Raw genomic sequence first — 14,024 nt, 5'->3', positions numbered from 1 at the left:
CGGCCTCACCCGCCCGCCATCAGCTCCTTCGCCAGCGCCATGTAGGCCGGCAGCGTCACGGGATCATTGGCGGCGTTGCCCGCTGCGGGGTGCGAGGCGTAGCGTGCGATCACAATCTCGGCTTTCGGATCGATGTAGATGCCCTGGCCGTGAACGCCGCGCGCCATGTAGGCGCCGTGGGCGTTGTGCGTGACCCACCATTGATTGCGATAGGACGCACCGGGCAACGTGGTGTAGCCGGCCGGCTTGAATTTCTCGGGATCGCCGCCGCGCGCGATGTCCTCGACGACGGATGAAGGCACGATCTGCCGGCCGTTGAAGCGGCCGTGATTGCGCATGGTCTCGCCGAAGCGGGCGAGATCGCGCAAGGTAGTGGAGAGGCCACCACCGCCGCTTTCGGTGCCGATGCGATCGACGTGGTAATGCGCGTCCTCCTCCGCGCCGATCCGAGTCCAGATGCGTTCCGAGAGAAAGTCGGACAGCGTCACGCCGCTCGCGCGCCTGATGATCCAGGCCAGCACATCGGAATTGACGGTCTTGTATGCAAAGGCCTTGCCGTGCTCGCCCTGCTTCTTCTGCGCGACGAGGAAATCGAAAATATTGGTCGCGCCGTCATAGCCCGGCTCGATCGGCGCCATGCCGTTCGCCCGCCGCAATCCCCACACCGCGGAATTTTTGTCGGTGTAGACTTCGGTGTATGCGAGCCCAGTGGTCATATCCATGGCCTCGTGCACGCGCGCATCGCCGAAGGCGCTGGCCTTCAGCTCCGGCACATACTCCGTGACAGGCGCCTGCGGATCGATCTTGCCCTCGGCGACCAGAATGCCGGCGAGCACGCCCGTGAACGACTTCGTCACCGACATCGCGATATGCGGCTTGTGCGCCTTCAACGCGCCGAAATAGCGCTCATAGATCAGCTTGCCCCGATGCAGCACGACGATGCCGTCGGCATAGGTCTCCTCGAGCATCTTCGCGAACGTCATGGGCCGGCCGTCCATCGTGGTCGAGGCCGACGCGCCGATGTCATGGTCTTGCCGAGGCAGCACCGATGCAGGCCCCGCCCCGCGCCAGACGTTCACGGTCGGCACCAGCTGGCGGATGTTGCTCCATGCCCAGCGCAGCTCGGGAAAGCTGCGGAACGAGCCGTTCTGGAAGCTGATGGTGCGGTCCGGTGCCGGCGGGAAGCCCTTCATCCAGCCGAAGGTTTCGGGATCGGTTTCGGTGGCGGTTGCGGGCGACTGAGTCGGGGCGATGACGGCGGACATGAACATTGGGCTCCGGAAGCGAACGACGGAGATTTCGTATCACGGAGATGAGTGGCGAACATCCGGTGTTTGCGCCGAGGTGACCGTCGTCGTGCGCTTGGCACTGACCGTCTCCTGCGCGCGGCCCGTCTTCAACGCTGTCAAACGGCCCCGCAAGCTCGCTGAACAAAACACCTGCTTGGGGCGTTTATCATCCCCACCCGGCCAACCGGCCGCAAGACGGATGGAAACCCATGAAAGTTCGCAAGTTTGCCATTGCCGACACAACGTTCGAGCGCTCGCCCGGACAGGATGGAGAGGTGTTCGCCGGCAATGTGGTCGACCAGCGCCACGGGGCGCCGATCACCATCGGCTACGGCCGCTACGCCCCCAACCAGAGCATCGACGAGAAGCTCGCCGTGGACGACGTCATGATCGTCCTCGAAGGGACGCTGTCGGTGTCGAGCGAAGGGAGCACCGTCACCGCCGGTCCGGGCGAGATCGTCCACATGCCCAAGGGCACGCAGGTCACCATTCGCTCGCATGAGCAAGGCGCCGTCACCGCCTATGTCACCTATCCGCACTGGCAGGAGGCGCGCGGGTGAGGCAGGCTCTCGCGCACCGCACCCCGCTATGAACTGGGCTGATCGACGGCGCAGAGCCCCGTCGATCCAGCCAGTCGACTTCGTCGTCAGGTCAGGCGCACCGACATGCCGCCGTCAACCGTCATGGGGCTGCCCGTCATGAACGAGGCTCGGTCGCTCAGGAGAAAAACGGCCGCCTGCGCGATCTCCTTGGGACTGGCCATGCGCTTCATCGGGTGAAGCCCGGCGATGAAATTCAGGGCGTCGGGATTTCCTTCGCCTGCGGCCGGGGTGATGGTTCCTCCAGGCAGAAGCGCGTTGACGCGAATGCCTTCGGCTGCATGCTCGGCGCCCAGGGATTGAGCCAGGCCGATCAGTCCTGCCTTTGAGGCTGCGTACGCTGCCATCCCCGGCATCCCCCCGTTGCTGAAGCCAACGAAAGACGAGGTAAAAACGATCGAACCGCCGCCCTGCTTGCGCAGTGCCGGGATCTGCGCCCTCGCGCTGAGGAACGCCGAGGTGAGATTCACCGTAAGCACATCGGTCCAGTTTTCGACTCTCATCTCGGGGACCGGCGTCATGTCGCCGACGATGCCGGCGTTGTCAAAGGCGCCGTCGAGCTTTCCGAAGGTTGTGACGGCGTGCTCGACAAGGCGGGCTGCATAGCCGGTGTCCCGAACGTCGCCCGCGAGGAAAGTCGCGCGGCCTCCGGCGCTCTGGATGCTTGCAACAACGGCCTGCAGCTCGGGAGCGCGACGCGCCCCAAGCACCACATCGGCGCCTTCGGACGCGAGCAGCGACGCCGCGGCAGCACCGATACCGCTGCTGGCGCCGGTTATGATGATCGTTTTGTTTGCCAGTTCCACCGCGAGATTCTCCTGATGTCAAAACAAGCGAACAAGACATCAGGCCCCCGCGAGCTGCCACCCGTTTCCCGAGTTGGGCCGCCGCCAGGGGTTATTTCAGCGGCAAGAAAACGTCCGCGATCGTCTCGTGCTCCGGCACCTCCGGAAACAGCTCAGCCGCTGGCAATAGATCGGGAAGTCGCGCGCTTCCTCGCCGCTGGCGGGAAGCCAGTCGCGATAAAGATAGAGCGCGGCGGGCTCCAGATTGTCGGTGTAACCGACGACACGCAGCACCGCGCAGCGCCCGCCGGGAATCTCGCCGGCCTTGATCGCTTCGTCATTCGCCTCGATCGGTTGGTCGGTGCCGACGCAAAGGTCGATGCTGTATTCGTCCTGCTGCGCCGGACGCCCCTCGGAATGCCAGACAGTGAAGGTGGGATTTGTCCTGGGGTGCAGGCCGGCGGCCCTGCGCCACGCGATGAACCGCCGGATCGTGTCACCAAGTGTCTCAGGGCTTCCCCGATGCTCCATGATCGCCACCTTGGTGGGCTGCACATCGCGGATCGTCACGTCGTCGGTGGTAAAGGTCTTCTGCATGAGCTTGCTCCTCGCATTGTCGAGAGGCCCCAAGGCCGCAAGCCACGGCTCCCAGTCGGGAGATTTCCGGAACGACGACGGCGATTGCCCGAACCGTTGCCGAAAGGCGCGGGCGAAGGCATCCGGTGCCTCGTAACCGGCATCTATCGCAATCTCCGTGACATCAAGTGCGTCCGTATAGGCCAGCTGATGCGAAGCGCGCTTCATGCGGGCCAGCTGGACATAGCGATGCACTGATAACCCGAAGGTCGCCGAGAACTGCCGGTGGAAATGAAATTTTGAGAAGGCCGCAACAGCACTCACCGTGTCCAGATCCAGATCACCGTCGAGATGCCGGTCGATATGATCCAGCACCCGCCGCATCCGGTCCTGATAGTTTTGCAGCGCCGCCTTCATCGTCGCATCCTCCGTGGCGGCTCCATCTAGTCGCTGACGGCCATGACACGCTCGACAGATCTTGCGGTTTGGCGTGGGTCCCGTCGATCAGCGAGATGGGTTTCGCTGCAGCGAAACCCATCCTACGCGATTCAAGCGGAACTGGCGCAAATCCGCCGTCGCCCATGACACCGACCGTCTTCGCCGGGCTTCGGGGAACGTTACCTCTTTCGCGCGGTGCCACGCTTGGCCTTCGCCGCGCGCTTGCGTCCTGGCGCCGCGGTTCGCGCCGGCCCGCGTTCCGCACCGCCGCCTGCGCCAGCGGTCAACTCGGGACGCAATCTGGCGAGCTTGGCGCGGTCCGGCAGCATGTCCGCGAAGCCGTCGAGCACACGCGGCGCGGCCGCACCGTCGCCCGCGACAGCCATCGCCCGCGCGCCTGCCGGCGCCGCGGTCTGGCTGAGCGCCTGCAATCGGCGGCACGCCTCACCGAGGTGATAGGCCTCGCCGCCGAGCGCCACCCAGGTGCCGACCTCGGGATGCAGCACGAGGTTGGCCGAATGGTTGTCGCCAGCGCTGGTCGGATAGTCGACGAACACGTCGATGCCCGACTGCACGCCAACCATGACGCCCTGCGCCGACCACGACACCGCGACGTCGACGCGGTATCGGCCCGGCCGTTCGAAGGCAAAGCCCGCCGTGCTCCAGAACACTTTCGCCGAAGCCTCGACGCTCTTGCCGGCCTCGAGCTCGCTCAGTTTCGCGTGCTCGCACAGGATGACAAAGGGCCTGACCGGACGCTCGCGGCCCTCCGCATCCGTAACGGTGATCGAAGCGAACAAGGCTTCGGTGCTGACGTCGTTCGGCGCGCGCAGCGACACGCCGCTGGTATTCGTCATCGTCCACGACAGATCCAGCGGCTGACCGAGCGCAACGCGATCGGTTGTGGCCGTCACCGTCAGTGCCAACTCCGAAGCGTCGAAGTCGTGCCGGTCCGCGGCTTGCGGCGCACCGGTCGGGAACCAGCTTGCGAACGGCCATCCGCCCGGACGGATGACCGGGTCCGGCATGTGGTTGAGGTGATGACGAACGTTGGTGTTGTGCGCGAGCTTGATCTGATCCGGGAACACGCCGGGTTCACCGGTCGCGGGACCGCCGAGCACGTCCGCCACGCTCGGCGTCGTGGTCATGATCGAATTGTCGGCCGCGGTTTCCTGCTCCTGGTGGATCTGGTTCAGGGTATGCGTCAGCTCGTGGGTCGCGCTGCGCAGGAAAGCACGCGGCACGTCGCGCTGCTTCCTGTTCGCGGCGAGGCCGAAGTTCGAGGAGTCCGAGGTGGGATAGCCGTCATCGGAGAAGCTGGCGCAGCCTTCGCGGGGAACGCCGATCTGGTCGTACATGATGCCGCGCGAGCATCCGAGCTTGGCGGGCACGACGATCATGTGCACGCGCCATTCAGTGTCGAGATTCGTCGCCGGATTGCGCACATTGGTCATCAGTGCGTGCAAATCCGCCGAGCTCCAGCAGTTGGTCGCCACCACGCCTGATGGCACCGGGATGTTGAGCTGGTCCTGAACCACCGTCAGCTGCCAGCCGGTTTTCGCAAAGACCGTGTCGAAGAACTCCGTGCCGCCGGCGCCATCGGGCACCGGTGCGGGTCGCACGGCTCCCACCAGCGTGTCGATTTCCAGCGTGCAGCGCCGGAAGAATTTCGACACCCAGGCCAGCGTGATGCTGCCCTTGTCCACGCCACCCTCGAACAGCCGGCCCTCGTAGAACGGCCCGCCGGTCAGGGAGAACGGAAACGGCGCCGCCACTTTTGAAAGCTTCATCGTCACGGTGCGCGACGGCGACGCCGGGAACGTGCCCTTGAACTGGCCGGCCGGCGGCTGCGTGTAATTGAACTGCTCGGCGGTGATCGAGAGCTCGCACTTCCTGGGGAACGGCACCGCCACCGGCGCGGACACACTGGTCACCCTGAGATAGGAATGATAGCGCGCGCGGGGGAAAATCGGGATCCTCGGCCTGCGGATCGGGAATGGAATAGCAGGCTCATCGACCGCGCTGAGCGAACCGGCGAGGCTCGTCAGGCCCGCGTCCGCTGCCGCTTCATCTCCGTCCTTGTTCCCCACGGGCGGCAACGGATGGGGGATCGGACCGATCACTGGCCGCTTCGAGTAGAGATCGCCGCTGACGATCAAATGGTCCGCGCCGCCGTCGGGCGCCGAGCGATCGACGCGCAGCGTGCCTTCGAACGACACGAGGCTGGCCGTCGGCCTGAAGTTGATCTGGTAGCAGCCTTCACGGAAGTCGAGCTTGCACAGCCTGAACGGCGGAAAAGGCTTCAGGTCGGTCGCGGCCGGCTCGTCGCCGGACTCGTCATCGCCGATGCTGATCTGGCGCGACAGCGGCACGAGCGGCTTCATGGCTGGCTCGACCGATGCGCCGGTCATCTTGGCAAGGCTTCCACTGGATTCATGCTCTGAGCAGTTGCACATGTCGTCTTCTCCCTCGTTGAAATGGTGAGGCGATCGACGTCAGCATCGGGCTCGTTCGCGGGTACACCCGCGTTATCTCAGTCAGCTGTGGCGTGCGCAGTCCTACGCGCGCCGATAGGTCACGACACAGCCCTCGGAATCCGTAAACTCAAATCGGTCGGCCTTGAGTGAAATGCGATACGTCACAAGTTCATCAGTCGCCGTCCCGACGACGAGTGTGTCGGGGTCTTCGAGACGGTAGATTCCCGCGTCCCACCACACCATGCCCTGCCCTTCACCGCGCATGCCGCGGTAGGTGCCGGTCGAGAATGTGAGAGTGGCGGGATATTTGTCCGCACACACAGAAGCCGTGGTTTTTGTCCACGTACCAACCATGCTCTGTTCGTGTTTGTCAGCCATAGTGTCTCCATAGCTCGCATCGGCCGGATGGCCGATCGAACGCTATTTCAACATGCCGTTCTGGCGTGTGCAGCTCATTTCAAGCTGAAGTGGTGGCGGGACCATCGATCAAGTCTAATCACCGCCTACAATCACAACAGGTACTTTATCGCAGCATTGACGCAAGCGTGCGTGTGAGATGCTTCACACCGAAGGTGCGGCGATTGGGCACGGGGCGAGAGCATTCAAGCGAGGTCTTACAGGCCGGCAGGCTGCAGCGCCTTTTGCACCATCGCGGTGTCGACATATTGCGTCATGCTGGCGATCTTGCCGTTCTTCACCAGATAGAGATGCGCGAAATTGGCGCGCATGGATTTGCCCGTCGCCTTGTAGGTCCCGGAGTAGACGCCGAAGGCGGCGACGCGGTCGCCGTCTTCGAGATAGGTGTGAACGTCGGCGCGGTAGCCGGTCCATTCTGTGGCGAGACGCCGGAACACGCCTGATATGATCGCGTCAGGTCCGACATAGGTGCCCGCGTACGGAAACCCTTCCGCTTCGGTCCACGCAGCATCGGGGGCGAGAGCGGCCAACAGGTTGCGGCCGTTCTCTTCCGACGACGATCCCTCGTAGGTGGCGCGGATCAGGTCGAGGTTGCCACCCATCTCAGCCCCACTTCATCTCGCCGGTGGCGACCTTGGCGCCGATGTCGAGCGCAACGCCCATGCCGAGGCCGGGGAAGCGCGCCTCCAGCGCGGCCTTGAGCGCGGCGGAATCCTTGGCCTTGGCCAGCTCTTCGTCGAACGCCTTGAGGTAGGCGATCGTGTGCTCGACACCCGACAGGTCGGTCTTTGCATCCACCGACAAATGGCCGGGCACGACGATCGCCGGCTTGCGCGCCGCGATCTTTTCGAGATTGGCGATCCACGCGGCGCGCTGCTCCTTGGTCGGCGTGTCGGCGGTCCAGACATGGACGCCCGAGAAGATCAGCACGCCGCCGAACACCGCGTTGAGCGAGGGCACGAACTGATAGCGCCGGTTGACCAGCCCGTCGGCGCTGACGATCTCGATGGTCTCGCCGTCCACGCTGAGCGTGTTGCCGTCGAACGCTTCGAGGATGACCACGTCGGCCAGCACCTGCGGACCGTTCGCCTTGAGCTGCGGCCCCCAGACGGCAAGCTTCTTTTCGACGCTGGCGTTAATGGCCGCCAATGTCGCGGGCGCAGCGAGCACGCGAGCGTCCGGAAAGGCTGCCTTGATGGCGCCGAGGCTGAAGTAATAATCCGGGTCCGACTGGCTGATGTAGATGGTGGTGAGCTTCTTGCCGGTTGCCTTGATGGCGTCAGCGACAGCCTTGCCATCGGGCAGCGTGAAGCCGCCATCGATCAGCACGGCTTCGCTCGGCCCGGACACCAGAACGGGAGCCCGGAAGAAGCCGTTCTGTCCGGCCGGGAAATGCTTCCAGGTCGCCCGCCGGCGGCATGGCCGAGGCCTGCGGGTGCGAAGATGGCGGCTGCGCCCGCGGCGAGAGTGGTTTTCATGATGGTTCTCCTTGTCAGCATGTTGGTCTCCTGGTGCTGGTCTGCGATCGTGAAATTCAAGCTGGATGGTTCGGTCGCCGTTGACCGCTGCGCTCAGGCCGCCTTCAGTCCGTCGACGAGGACGTCCAGGCTGCCGAACAGCGCGCTCGCCTGCACGAGGCGGCGATCATGGCCCGTCCCGACGATCAAGGCCGGGACGCCGTTGGCGCCGAACCGGCGCATCTCGGCACGCGCGGCCTCGAGGCGTGCGCGGTAAGCGACGATCAATGCGGTGTCCGGCGTCGCCAGGCGCGCGGCAACCTCCGGCAAATTCATTGCGCGCAGCACGTCCGACAGGACGGACATGTCCGTGCTGTCGCGGCCCTCGACATAGCGGACGAGCTGGAACGCCTTCAGGGCCGCGAACTCCCGATCAGGCGCCGTGAGCGCAACAGCCGTGAGCGCCAATGTTGCCGGGCCGGAATCGAACAGGCGGGTGCGGTCGCCCAGCACATCGCGGCGATAGGCTTCGCTGAAGGGCTGGCCGCTCAAACGCGAAATCCGCTGGTCGTTGGTCCAGGCATAAGCGGCAAAGCCGTCGTCCATCGGACGCGCGCCCTCGCCGGCGAACAGGCCTGTCGGCGCAAGTTCGACAGCGAAATCCGGTCGGGCCACGAAGCTGTTCGAGCAGCGCGGCGGCGCCGTAGCACCAGCCGCAGAGCGGGTCGAACAGGTAGGTGACATGAATGGGCGCGGACATGGCGATCTCCTTGAACCGCAATGTGGCACGCGCCAATTGGTAGATAAATATCAACAAAACAGACATACTGTATGCTATTGACTGACAAATCGACCTGACCGGACCAAGCCATGAACCTGAACCGACTGGCCTATTTCGCAGCCGTCGTGGACACCGGATCGTTCACGCGGGCCGCCGAACGGCTCGGCATCACCAAGGCCGTGGTGAGCCAGCAGGTGGCGCAGCTGGAGCGCGACCTCGGCACCAGCCTTCTCGTGCGCACGACGCGCCGGGTTCATCCGACCGAGGCGGGCCGCATGTTTCATGCGCGCTGCGTCATGATCCTTCGCGAAGCGGAGGATGCCTTCGACGAACTCGCCCAGGCAGCCGCTGCGCCGACCGGCACGTTGCGGATCACGGCGCCCAACGACTATGGCACGGCCATCGTCGTCGCCGTCGTCACCGCCTACGCGGCACGCTATCCAAACTGCCGCGTGGAGTTGACGCTCGAAGATCAGACGGTCGATCTCGCCTCAGGCCAGATCGACATGGCGATCCGTGTCGGCTGGCTGGTCGATTCCAGCCTGCAGGCGCGCAAGATCGGATCGTTCCGGCAATGTCTGGTCGGCGCTCCCGTGTTCACGGATCGGATCGCCGCCGCGCGCGATCCTGACGACCTCGTGACGCTGCCGTTCATCGCCAACATGGCGCTGCGCGAGCCGCTGCTGTGGCAGTTCTCGCGCGGTGATCTCGATCGACGCGCCGTGCGCCTGCAAGCGAGCATCGCCATCGACACGACGCCGGGGGTGCTCGCGGCCGTGCGCGCCGGCGGCGGCCTTTCGGTCTTGCCGGATTTCCTGGTGGCCGCCGATCTGGCGGCGGGGCGCCTCATTCACATCCTGCCGCAATGGCAACTGCCATCCGGCGGCATCCACACCGTTTACCCCGCGGCGCGATTTCGTCCGCCGAAGGTGACCGCGTTTGTGGAGATGCTGATCGCGGGGCAGCGGCGGGCGGGTGCGGTTGGGGTGGATTAGATGGGCAGCCAAATGGCGGCCGCCCTCCCTATGCCTGCGCGATAATCAGGACGGCGGCAGCTCCCTGAAGGGATCATGCACGGGTACGCCGAGCGGCAGGAAATGCCTCGCGTTGCGTGACAAGACCGTCAACGAGTGCTGACGCGCAGTTGCGGCAATCATGATATCGGCAAATCCCGGAGAATGCCCCTGCCCTCGCGCGCGGTCCGACAATTGTCCGGCGATCCGCGCAGTGGGGGTATTGAATGCCAGGATTCGATCCTCATACAGGTGCAGCACGGCTTCCAGCCATTGAGCCAAATCTCTACTCCTGCGCGTGGCTTTCTCGCGTCGCAATTTGGCTATTCCGTCCTCAACCTCCGCAATCGTCACGACGGACAAGAACAAGGAGGCGGATTGCGCATCCATCCACTCGACGAGTGCCGCAGGCGTCGGCCGGTTCGGCGAGACGGCAGAAATGACATTGGTATCGACGAGGTACACGTCTCAGAAGTCGGTCTTGCGCAGCTTGGCGCGATTGCGCATCGGCACATCGCCGGCCCTCACGGGGGCCGCCATCAGCAGGCGCCCGAAGCTCGGCACCTGCGCCAGACGCCGCCACTCCTCGTAGCTCAAGACCACCGCCTGCTTTTTACCATGACGCGTGATGATCGCGGGCTTGCCATCGACCGCTTCATCGACGACCGCGGAGAGGTTGGCTTTTGCATCACGAAGCTGAATCTCTCGCATGGGTCCTCCAATATGACTACAGTAGTCATATAGGAGGACGGCTCGTATTTCAAGGCATTCCCGACCGACCACCGGACGGCTCCGAACGAAGCGACCTGCCCCGCCTCAATCGCCTGCCACCGACAGCCCCGCGAGAAGCGGCGCGTACGCGGCGAGCCTGCGGGATACGAACTCCGTGAAGAGCCGCACGCGCTTGGTCTTGCGGGTCTCGCCCTGTGTGAGGAGCCACACCGTGCCGTACATGTGCAACTCGGTGCCCGGCACCCTCACCAGTAATGGGTCGGCATCGCCGACGAAGCACGGCAGTGTCGTGATCCCCAGCCCTTGCCGGACCGCAGCGATCTGCGCGCCAGCGTCGCTGGTCCTGAATGGAACGCCCGTGGTGCGAACCTCACCCGCGCTGGCCCAGTCCGGGATGCCGTGAATGCTGATGACGATCCAGCGGAAGGGATCCGGCGCGCCCGCACGCCACGCGGCCAGCCGATCCCTGGACATGTAGACGGCGCCGAACAGCTCCGGTCCCTTCATGCCGTGGAGATTTTGCGGCAAGGTCTTGCGGTCGTAGACGACGCGGATCGCGACGTCGGCCTCCCGGTTGGTGAGGTTTGCAAGTTCGCCTGCCGACAAGATATCCATCTCGATGTCAGGATGCAGACGCGCGAAGTCGGCGAAATCAGGCATCAGCAAATGTGTCGCCATCGGCGGCGCCAGCGTCACCCGCAGACGCCCACGCACGCTCTGGTCGCGCCCGAAGACGCGCGTCTCCAGCTGATGCGACGACGCTTCCATCTGGTCCGCGAATTCGAGGACCTCCTCGCCCGTAGCCGTCAGGCGGTAGCCCGAAGGCAGCTTTTCGAACATCTGTACCCCGAGGCGTTCCTCGAGCTGGGCGATGCGTCGCAGCACGGTCGCGTGGTTCACACCGAGGTGCTCGGCGGCGGCCCGCACCGAGCCTCCGCGCGCGACGGCTAGAAAGTAGCGAACGTCGTCCCAGTCGATCATGGTGCAATCCCGCACCGCGCGGTGCGCCTTTTCAAGCCGTATCTGGCGCATCTAACAGCAGTCCGGGCGCTCATCATAGCCTCTGCCGAGGAGCGCGGCCCAATTCCGAGCGGCCGGCCCCGATCGTCGCCGCTGACGCCAGCCGTCCGGCCGGATCGATTTCGCACCACCGATGTGCGCGCTTCCGCACTCAACGCCTGACACCGGCAGACCTATGTCGCGGGTCTCGGGGGCAGACGCTGTCCCGACACCACGACAGGAGAAACTATGGGAAAGCTTGACGGCAAGGTTGCAGTCATCACGGGTGGCGCGACCGGCATCGGGCGCGCCGCGGCAAAGCGCTTCATCGAGGAAGGCGCCTTCGTCTTCATCTTCGGCCGCCGACAGCAAGCGCTCGACGCAGCTGTCGCCGCCCTCGGGCCCAATGCCCGCGCGGTGAAGGGCTCGGTCTCGAATGAGGCCGACCTCGACCGACTCTACGCAACGGTGAAGGCCGAGCGCGGAACCCTCGACATCGTCTTCGCCAATGCCGGAGCGGGAAGCCAGCTTGCACTCGGCAAGATCACCGCCGCGCACATCGACGAAACCTTCGACACAAACGTGAAGGGTACGATCTTCACGGTGCAGAAGGCGCTGCCGCTGATGCGCCGGGGCGGTTCGATCATCCTGACCGGATCGAGCGCCGGCACCACGGGCGCCCCAGCCATGAGCGCCTACAGCGCGAGCAAGGCGGCCGTGCGCAACCTCGCGCGGACCTGGGCGGTGGACCTGAAAGGCAGCGGCATCCGGGTCAACGTGCTGTCGCCCGGGGCGACCGCGACCGAACTCGCAAAGGAAGCGCTCGGCGAGGAGGGCCAGAAGGTCTTCGCCGCGATGACTCCGCTGCAGCGCATGGCCGATCCCTCGGAGATCGGGGCCGTGGCCGCCTTTCTCGCCTCGTCGGACAGCAGCTTCATGACCGCCAGCGAAGTCGCCGTCGACGGCGGCCTGGCGCAACTCTGATCCCGGCGCGGTCCCGCGCCTGGCCCACACACAACGAAAGAGAAAACATCATGAAAAAACTAGAAGGCAAGATCGCAGTCATCACCGGCGGCAGCAGCGGAATTGGCTTGGCCACGGCCAAGCGCTTCGTGGACGAAGGTGCGCAAGTCGTGATCACCGGCCGGCGCGAGAAAGAGCTGAAGGAGGCTGCAGCCTTCATCAAGACAAACGTGACGACGGTCGTGAGCGATGTGTCTCGCCTGGACGATCTGGACCGGCTCTATGCCGTCGTCAAAGAGAAACATGGTCACATCGACATTCTCTTCGCGAACGCGGGCGCAGGGACGATCGCACCGCTCGCACTGGCGACCGAGGCCCATTTCGACCAGACCTTCGACGTCAACGTGAAGGGGCTGTTCTTTACGGTGCAGAAGGCCCTTCCCCTCTTTAGGGACGGCGGTTCGATCATCCTGAACTCTTCGGTCTCGAACGTGAAGGGGCTGCCAGGGTTCAGCGCCTACGCCGCAAGCAAGGCGGCCGTGCGCAACTTCTCGCGCGCCTGGACGCTGGAGCTGAAGGATCGCAAAATCCGCGTGAATACGATGAGCCCCGGACCAACCGAGACCCCCGCTTTGGAGACGACGACGGGCTTGACCGCCGAGCAAGCTAAGCAAGCCGCCGCCGGATTTGCTTCACAGGTCCCGATGGGTCGCAGGGGCAAGCCGGAGGAAATCGCGGCTGCCGTCACGTTTCTCGCCTCCGATGAAAGTTCCTACATCACCGGCGTGGATCTCGCCGTCGATGGCGGCATGGCGCAGGTCTGACCGCGGCATCAACACAAGATCGGAAAACATCATGAGCTACGCAATTATCGGCTTCGGCCAGATCGGCCAGGCCCTCGCCAGGGCGTTTGCCCGCAACGGCATCGAAGTCTCCGTCGCAACCACGCGCGACCCGGAAAGCTTTGCATCCGCCTCGACCGCGATCGGACCCTCGATCATTCCCAAAAAGCTGGCGGACGCGGTCAAGGCGGACATCGTCTTTTTGGCTGTCCGTTTCGAATCGCACCAGGATGTCGCGAAGGCGCTGTCCACTTGGCAGGGCAAGACCATCGTCGATGTGACCAATGCCTACGGCGTGCCCCCTGAGAAACTGGGGGGACAGCCTTCGTCCAAGGCCGTCGCGCAGGCCTTCACTGGCGGTCGACTGGTCAAGGGCTTCAACCATTTGGGTGCTGCCGTGCTTGGCCAGGATCCGGCCGTCCATGGCGGCAGAAGAGTCGTATTCCTGGCCAGCGACGATGACGCTGCCACAGCGGAGATTGGCTCGCTTGCGGACAATCTCGGCTTCGCGCCGATCAAGCTTGGCGGGCTTTCCGAAGGCGGACTGCTGGTGCAGGCACGCGGAAACAGCTGGGGTCAATTGATCTTCAAGGATTTTGTCAAGTTCGACTGACGAACACGACGTCACCATCGTTGGGGACACGACGCACGGGATC

General features: G+C 64.5%; 13 protein-coding genes and 3 pseudogenes. 5 read left to right on the top strand and 11 right to left on the bottom strand.

The window, feature by feature from the left end; translation table 11 throughout:
* Positions 1 to 5: 5 nt before the first annotated feature.
* The gene (locus C7G41_RS14485; RefSeq protein ID WP_106943654.1) at positions 6 to 1,265 is read right to left on the bottom strand and encodes a serine hydrolase; all 1,260 of its coding nucleotides are present in this window, start codon (positions 1,263 to 1,265) and stop codon (positions 6 to 8) included.
* Positions 1,266 to 1,498: 233 nt separating this feature from the next.
* On the opposite strand from C7G41_RS14485, the gene C7G41_RS14480 reads away from it, so the two are divergent.
* A complete protein-coding gene (locus C7G41_RS14480) occupies positions 1,499 to 1,849 on the top strand; it encodes an AraC family ligand binding domain-containing protein (RefSeq protein ID WP_106943217.1) in 351 nt (116 codons plus the stop codon).
* An 86-nt stretch (positions 1,850 to 1,935) separates the two neighbouring features.
* On the opposite strand, the gene C7G41_RS14475 is transcribed toward C7G41_RS14480, so the two are convergent.
* From C7G41_RS14475 to C7G41_RS14445, 7 genes and pseudogenes are all read right to left on the bottom strand, one after another.
* Positions 1,936 to 2,694, bottom strand: coding sequence for an SDR family oxidoreductase (locus C7G41_RS14475; protein WP_106943216.1), 759 nt, complete (start codon positions 2,692 to 2,694; stop codon positions 1,936 to 1,938).
* A gap of 91 nt (positions 2,695 to 2,785) precedes the next feature.
* Positions 2,786 to 3,666, bottom strand: a pseudogene (locus tag C7G41_RS14470) (GyrI-like domain-containing protein).
* 200 nt (positions 3,667 to 3,866) lie between these two features.
* Entirely contained in the window at positions 3,867 to 6,143 is a 2,277-nt protein-coding gene (locus tag C7G41_RS14465; RefSeq protein ID WP_106943215.1) for a hypothetical protein, read from the bottom strand.
* A gap of 102 nt (positions 6,144 to 6,245) precedes the next feature.
* Entirely contained in the window at positions 6,246 to 6,542 is a 297-nt protein-coding gene (locus C7G41_RS14460; RefSeq protein ID WP_106943214.1) for a hypothetical protein, read from the bottom strand.
* 236 nt (positions 6,543 to 6,778) lie between these two features.
* Positions 6,779 to 7,183, bottom strand: a complete 405-nt coding sequence (locus C7G41_RS14455) for a nuclear transport factor 2 family protein (RefSeq protein WP_106943213.1) — start codon at positions 7,181 to 7,183, stop codon at positions 6,779 to 6,781.
* A gap of 1 nt (position 7,184) precedes the next feature.
* Positions 7,185 to 8,080 (bottom strand): annotated as a pseudogene (locus C7G41_RS14450) (MBL fold metallo-hydrolase).
* 72 nt (positions 8,081 to 8,152) lie between these two features.
* Positions 8,153 to 8,798 (bottom strand): annotated as a pseudogene (locus tag C7G41_RS14445) (DsbA family protein).
* Between the two features lie 110 nt (positions 8,799 to 8,908).
* Between C7G41_RS14445 and C7G41_RS14440 the strand changes: the two are divergent.
* Positions 8,909 to 9,814 (top strand): LysR family transcriptional regulator, encoded by a 906-nt coding sequence (locus C7G41_RS14440; protein ID WP_106943212.1) that lies wholly within the window; start codon positions 8,909 to 8,911, stop codon positions 9,812 to 9,814.
* A 45-nt stretch (positions 9,815 to 9,859) separates the two neighbouring features.
* Here the strand turns inward: C7G41_RS14440 and C7G41_RS14435 are convergent, their stop codons facing one another.
* The 3 genes from C7G41_RS14435 to C7G41_RS14425 all read right to left on the bottom strand — a co-directional run bounded on the left by C7G41_RS14435 (position 9,860) and on the right by C7G41_RS14425 (position 11,545).
* Complete coding sequence (locus C7G41_RS14435; RefSeq protein ID WP_106943211.1) at positions 9,860 to 10,297, bottom strand: type II toxin-antitoxin system VapC family toxin; 438 nt, start codon at positions 10,295 to 10,297, stop codon at positions 9,860 to 9,862.
* A 3-nt stretch (positions 10,298 to 10,300) separates the two neighbouring features.
* The gene (locus C7G41_RS14430) at positions 10,301 to 10,543 is read right to left on the bottom strand and encodes a type II toxin-antitoxin system Phd/YefM family antitoxin (RefSeq protein WP_106943210.1); all 243 of its coding nucleotides are present in this window, start codon (positions 10,541 to 10,543) and stop codon (positions 10,301 to 10,303) included.
* 105 nt (positions 10,544 to 10,648) lie between these two features.
* Positions 10,649 to 11,545 (bottom strand): LysR family transcriptional regulator, encoded by an 897-nt coding sequence (locus C7G41_RS14425; RefSeq protein ID WP_106943209.1) that lies wholly within the window; start codon positions 11,543 to 11,545, stop codon positions 10,649 to 10,651.
* Positions 11,546 to 11,812: 267 nt separating this feature from the next.
* On the opposite strand from C7G41_RS14425, the gene C7G41_RS14420 reads away from it, so the two are divergent.
* The 3 genes from C7G41_RS14420 to C7G41_RS14410 are packed head-to-tail and all read left to right on the top strand — an operon-like array spanning position 11,813 to position 13,981.
* On the top strand, positions 11,813 to 12,547 hold the full coding sequence (locus C7G41_RS14420; RefSeq protein WP_106943208.1) for an SDR family NAD(P)-dependent oxidoreductase: 735 nt from the start codon (positions 11,813 to 11,815) through the stop codon (positions 12,545 to 12,547).
* Positions 12,548 to 12,597: 50 nt separating this feature from the next.
* Positions 12,598 to 13,350 (top strand): SDR family NAD(P)-dependent oxidoreductase, encoded by a 753-nt coding sequence (locus C7G41_RS14415; RefSeq protein WP_106943207.1) that lies wholly within the window; start codon positions 12,598 to 12,600, stop codon positions 13,348 to 13,350.
* A gap of 31 nt (positions 13,351 to 13,381) precedes the next feature.
* Positions 13,382 to 13,981, top strand: a complete 600-nt coding sequence (locus tag C7G41_RS14410) for an NADPH-dependent F420 reductase (protein ID WP_106943206.1) — start codon at positions 13,382 to 13,384, stop codon at positions 13,979 to 13,981.
* Positions 13,982 to 14,024: the final 43 nt, after the last annotated feature.

Origin of the sequence: Bradyrhizobium sp. MOS002, from assembly GCF_003020115.1 — a bacterium.
Classification (GTDB): domain Bacteria; phylum Pseudomonadota; class Alphaproteobacteria; order Rhizobiales; family Xanthobacteraceae; genus Bradyrhizobium.
The sequence above is the reverse complement of the archived record's forward strand: the minus strand, read 5'-3'. Positions and strand labels throughout refer to the sequence as shown.

What these genes read in the sequence shown, in the direction of transcription:
- C7G41_RS14485 (WP_106943654.1), bottom strand. Translation starts at nt 1,265, where the DNA reads ATGTCCGCCGTCATCGCCCCGACTCAGTCGCCCGCAACCGCCACCGAA.
- C7G41_RS14480 (WP_106943217.1), top strand. Translation starts at nt 1,499, where the DNA reads ATGAAAGTTCGCAAGTTTGCCATTGCCGACACAACGTTCGAGCGCTCG.
- C7G41_RS14465 (WP_106943215.1), bottom strand. Translation starts at nt 6,143, where the DNA reads ATGTGCAACTGCTCAGAGCATGAATCCAGTGGAAGCCTTGCCAAGATG.
- C7G41_RS14460 (WP_106943214.1), bottom strand. Translation starts at nt 6,542, where the DNA reads ATGGCTGACAAACACGAACAGAGCATGGTTGGTACGTGGACAAAAACC.
- C7G41_RS14455 (WP_106943213.1), bottom strand. Translation starts at nt 7,183, where the DNA reads ATGGGTGGCAACCTCGACCTGATCCGCGCCACCTACGAGGGATCGTCG.
- C7G41_RS14440 (WP_106943212.1), top strand. Translation starts at nt 8,909, where the DNA reads ATGAACCTGAACCGACTGGCCTATTTCGCAGCCGTCGTGGACACCGGA.
- C7G41_RS14430 (WP_106943210.1), bottom strand. Translation starts at nt 10,543, where the DNA reads ATGCGAGAGATTCAGCTTCGTGATGCAAAAGCCAACCTCTCCGCGGTC.
- C7G41_RS14425 (WP_106943209.1), bottom strand. Translation starts at nt 11,545, where the DNA reads ATGATCGACTGGGACGACGTTCGCTACTTTCTAGCCGTCGCGCGCGGA.
- C7G41_RS14420 (WP_106943208.1), top strand. Translation starts at nt 11,813, where the DNA reads ATGGGAAAGCTTGACGGCAAGGTTGCAGTCATCACGGGTGGCGCGACC.
- C7G41_RS14415 (WP_106943207.1), top strand. Translation starts at nt 12,598, where the DNA reads ATGAAAAAACTAGAAGGCAAGATCGCAGTCATCACCGGCGGCAGCAGC.
- C7G41_RS14410 (WP_106943206.1), top strand. Translation starts at nt 13,382, where the DNA reads ATGAGCTACGCAATTATCGGCTTCGGCCAGATCGGCCAGGCCCTCGCC.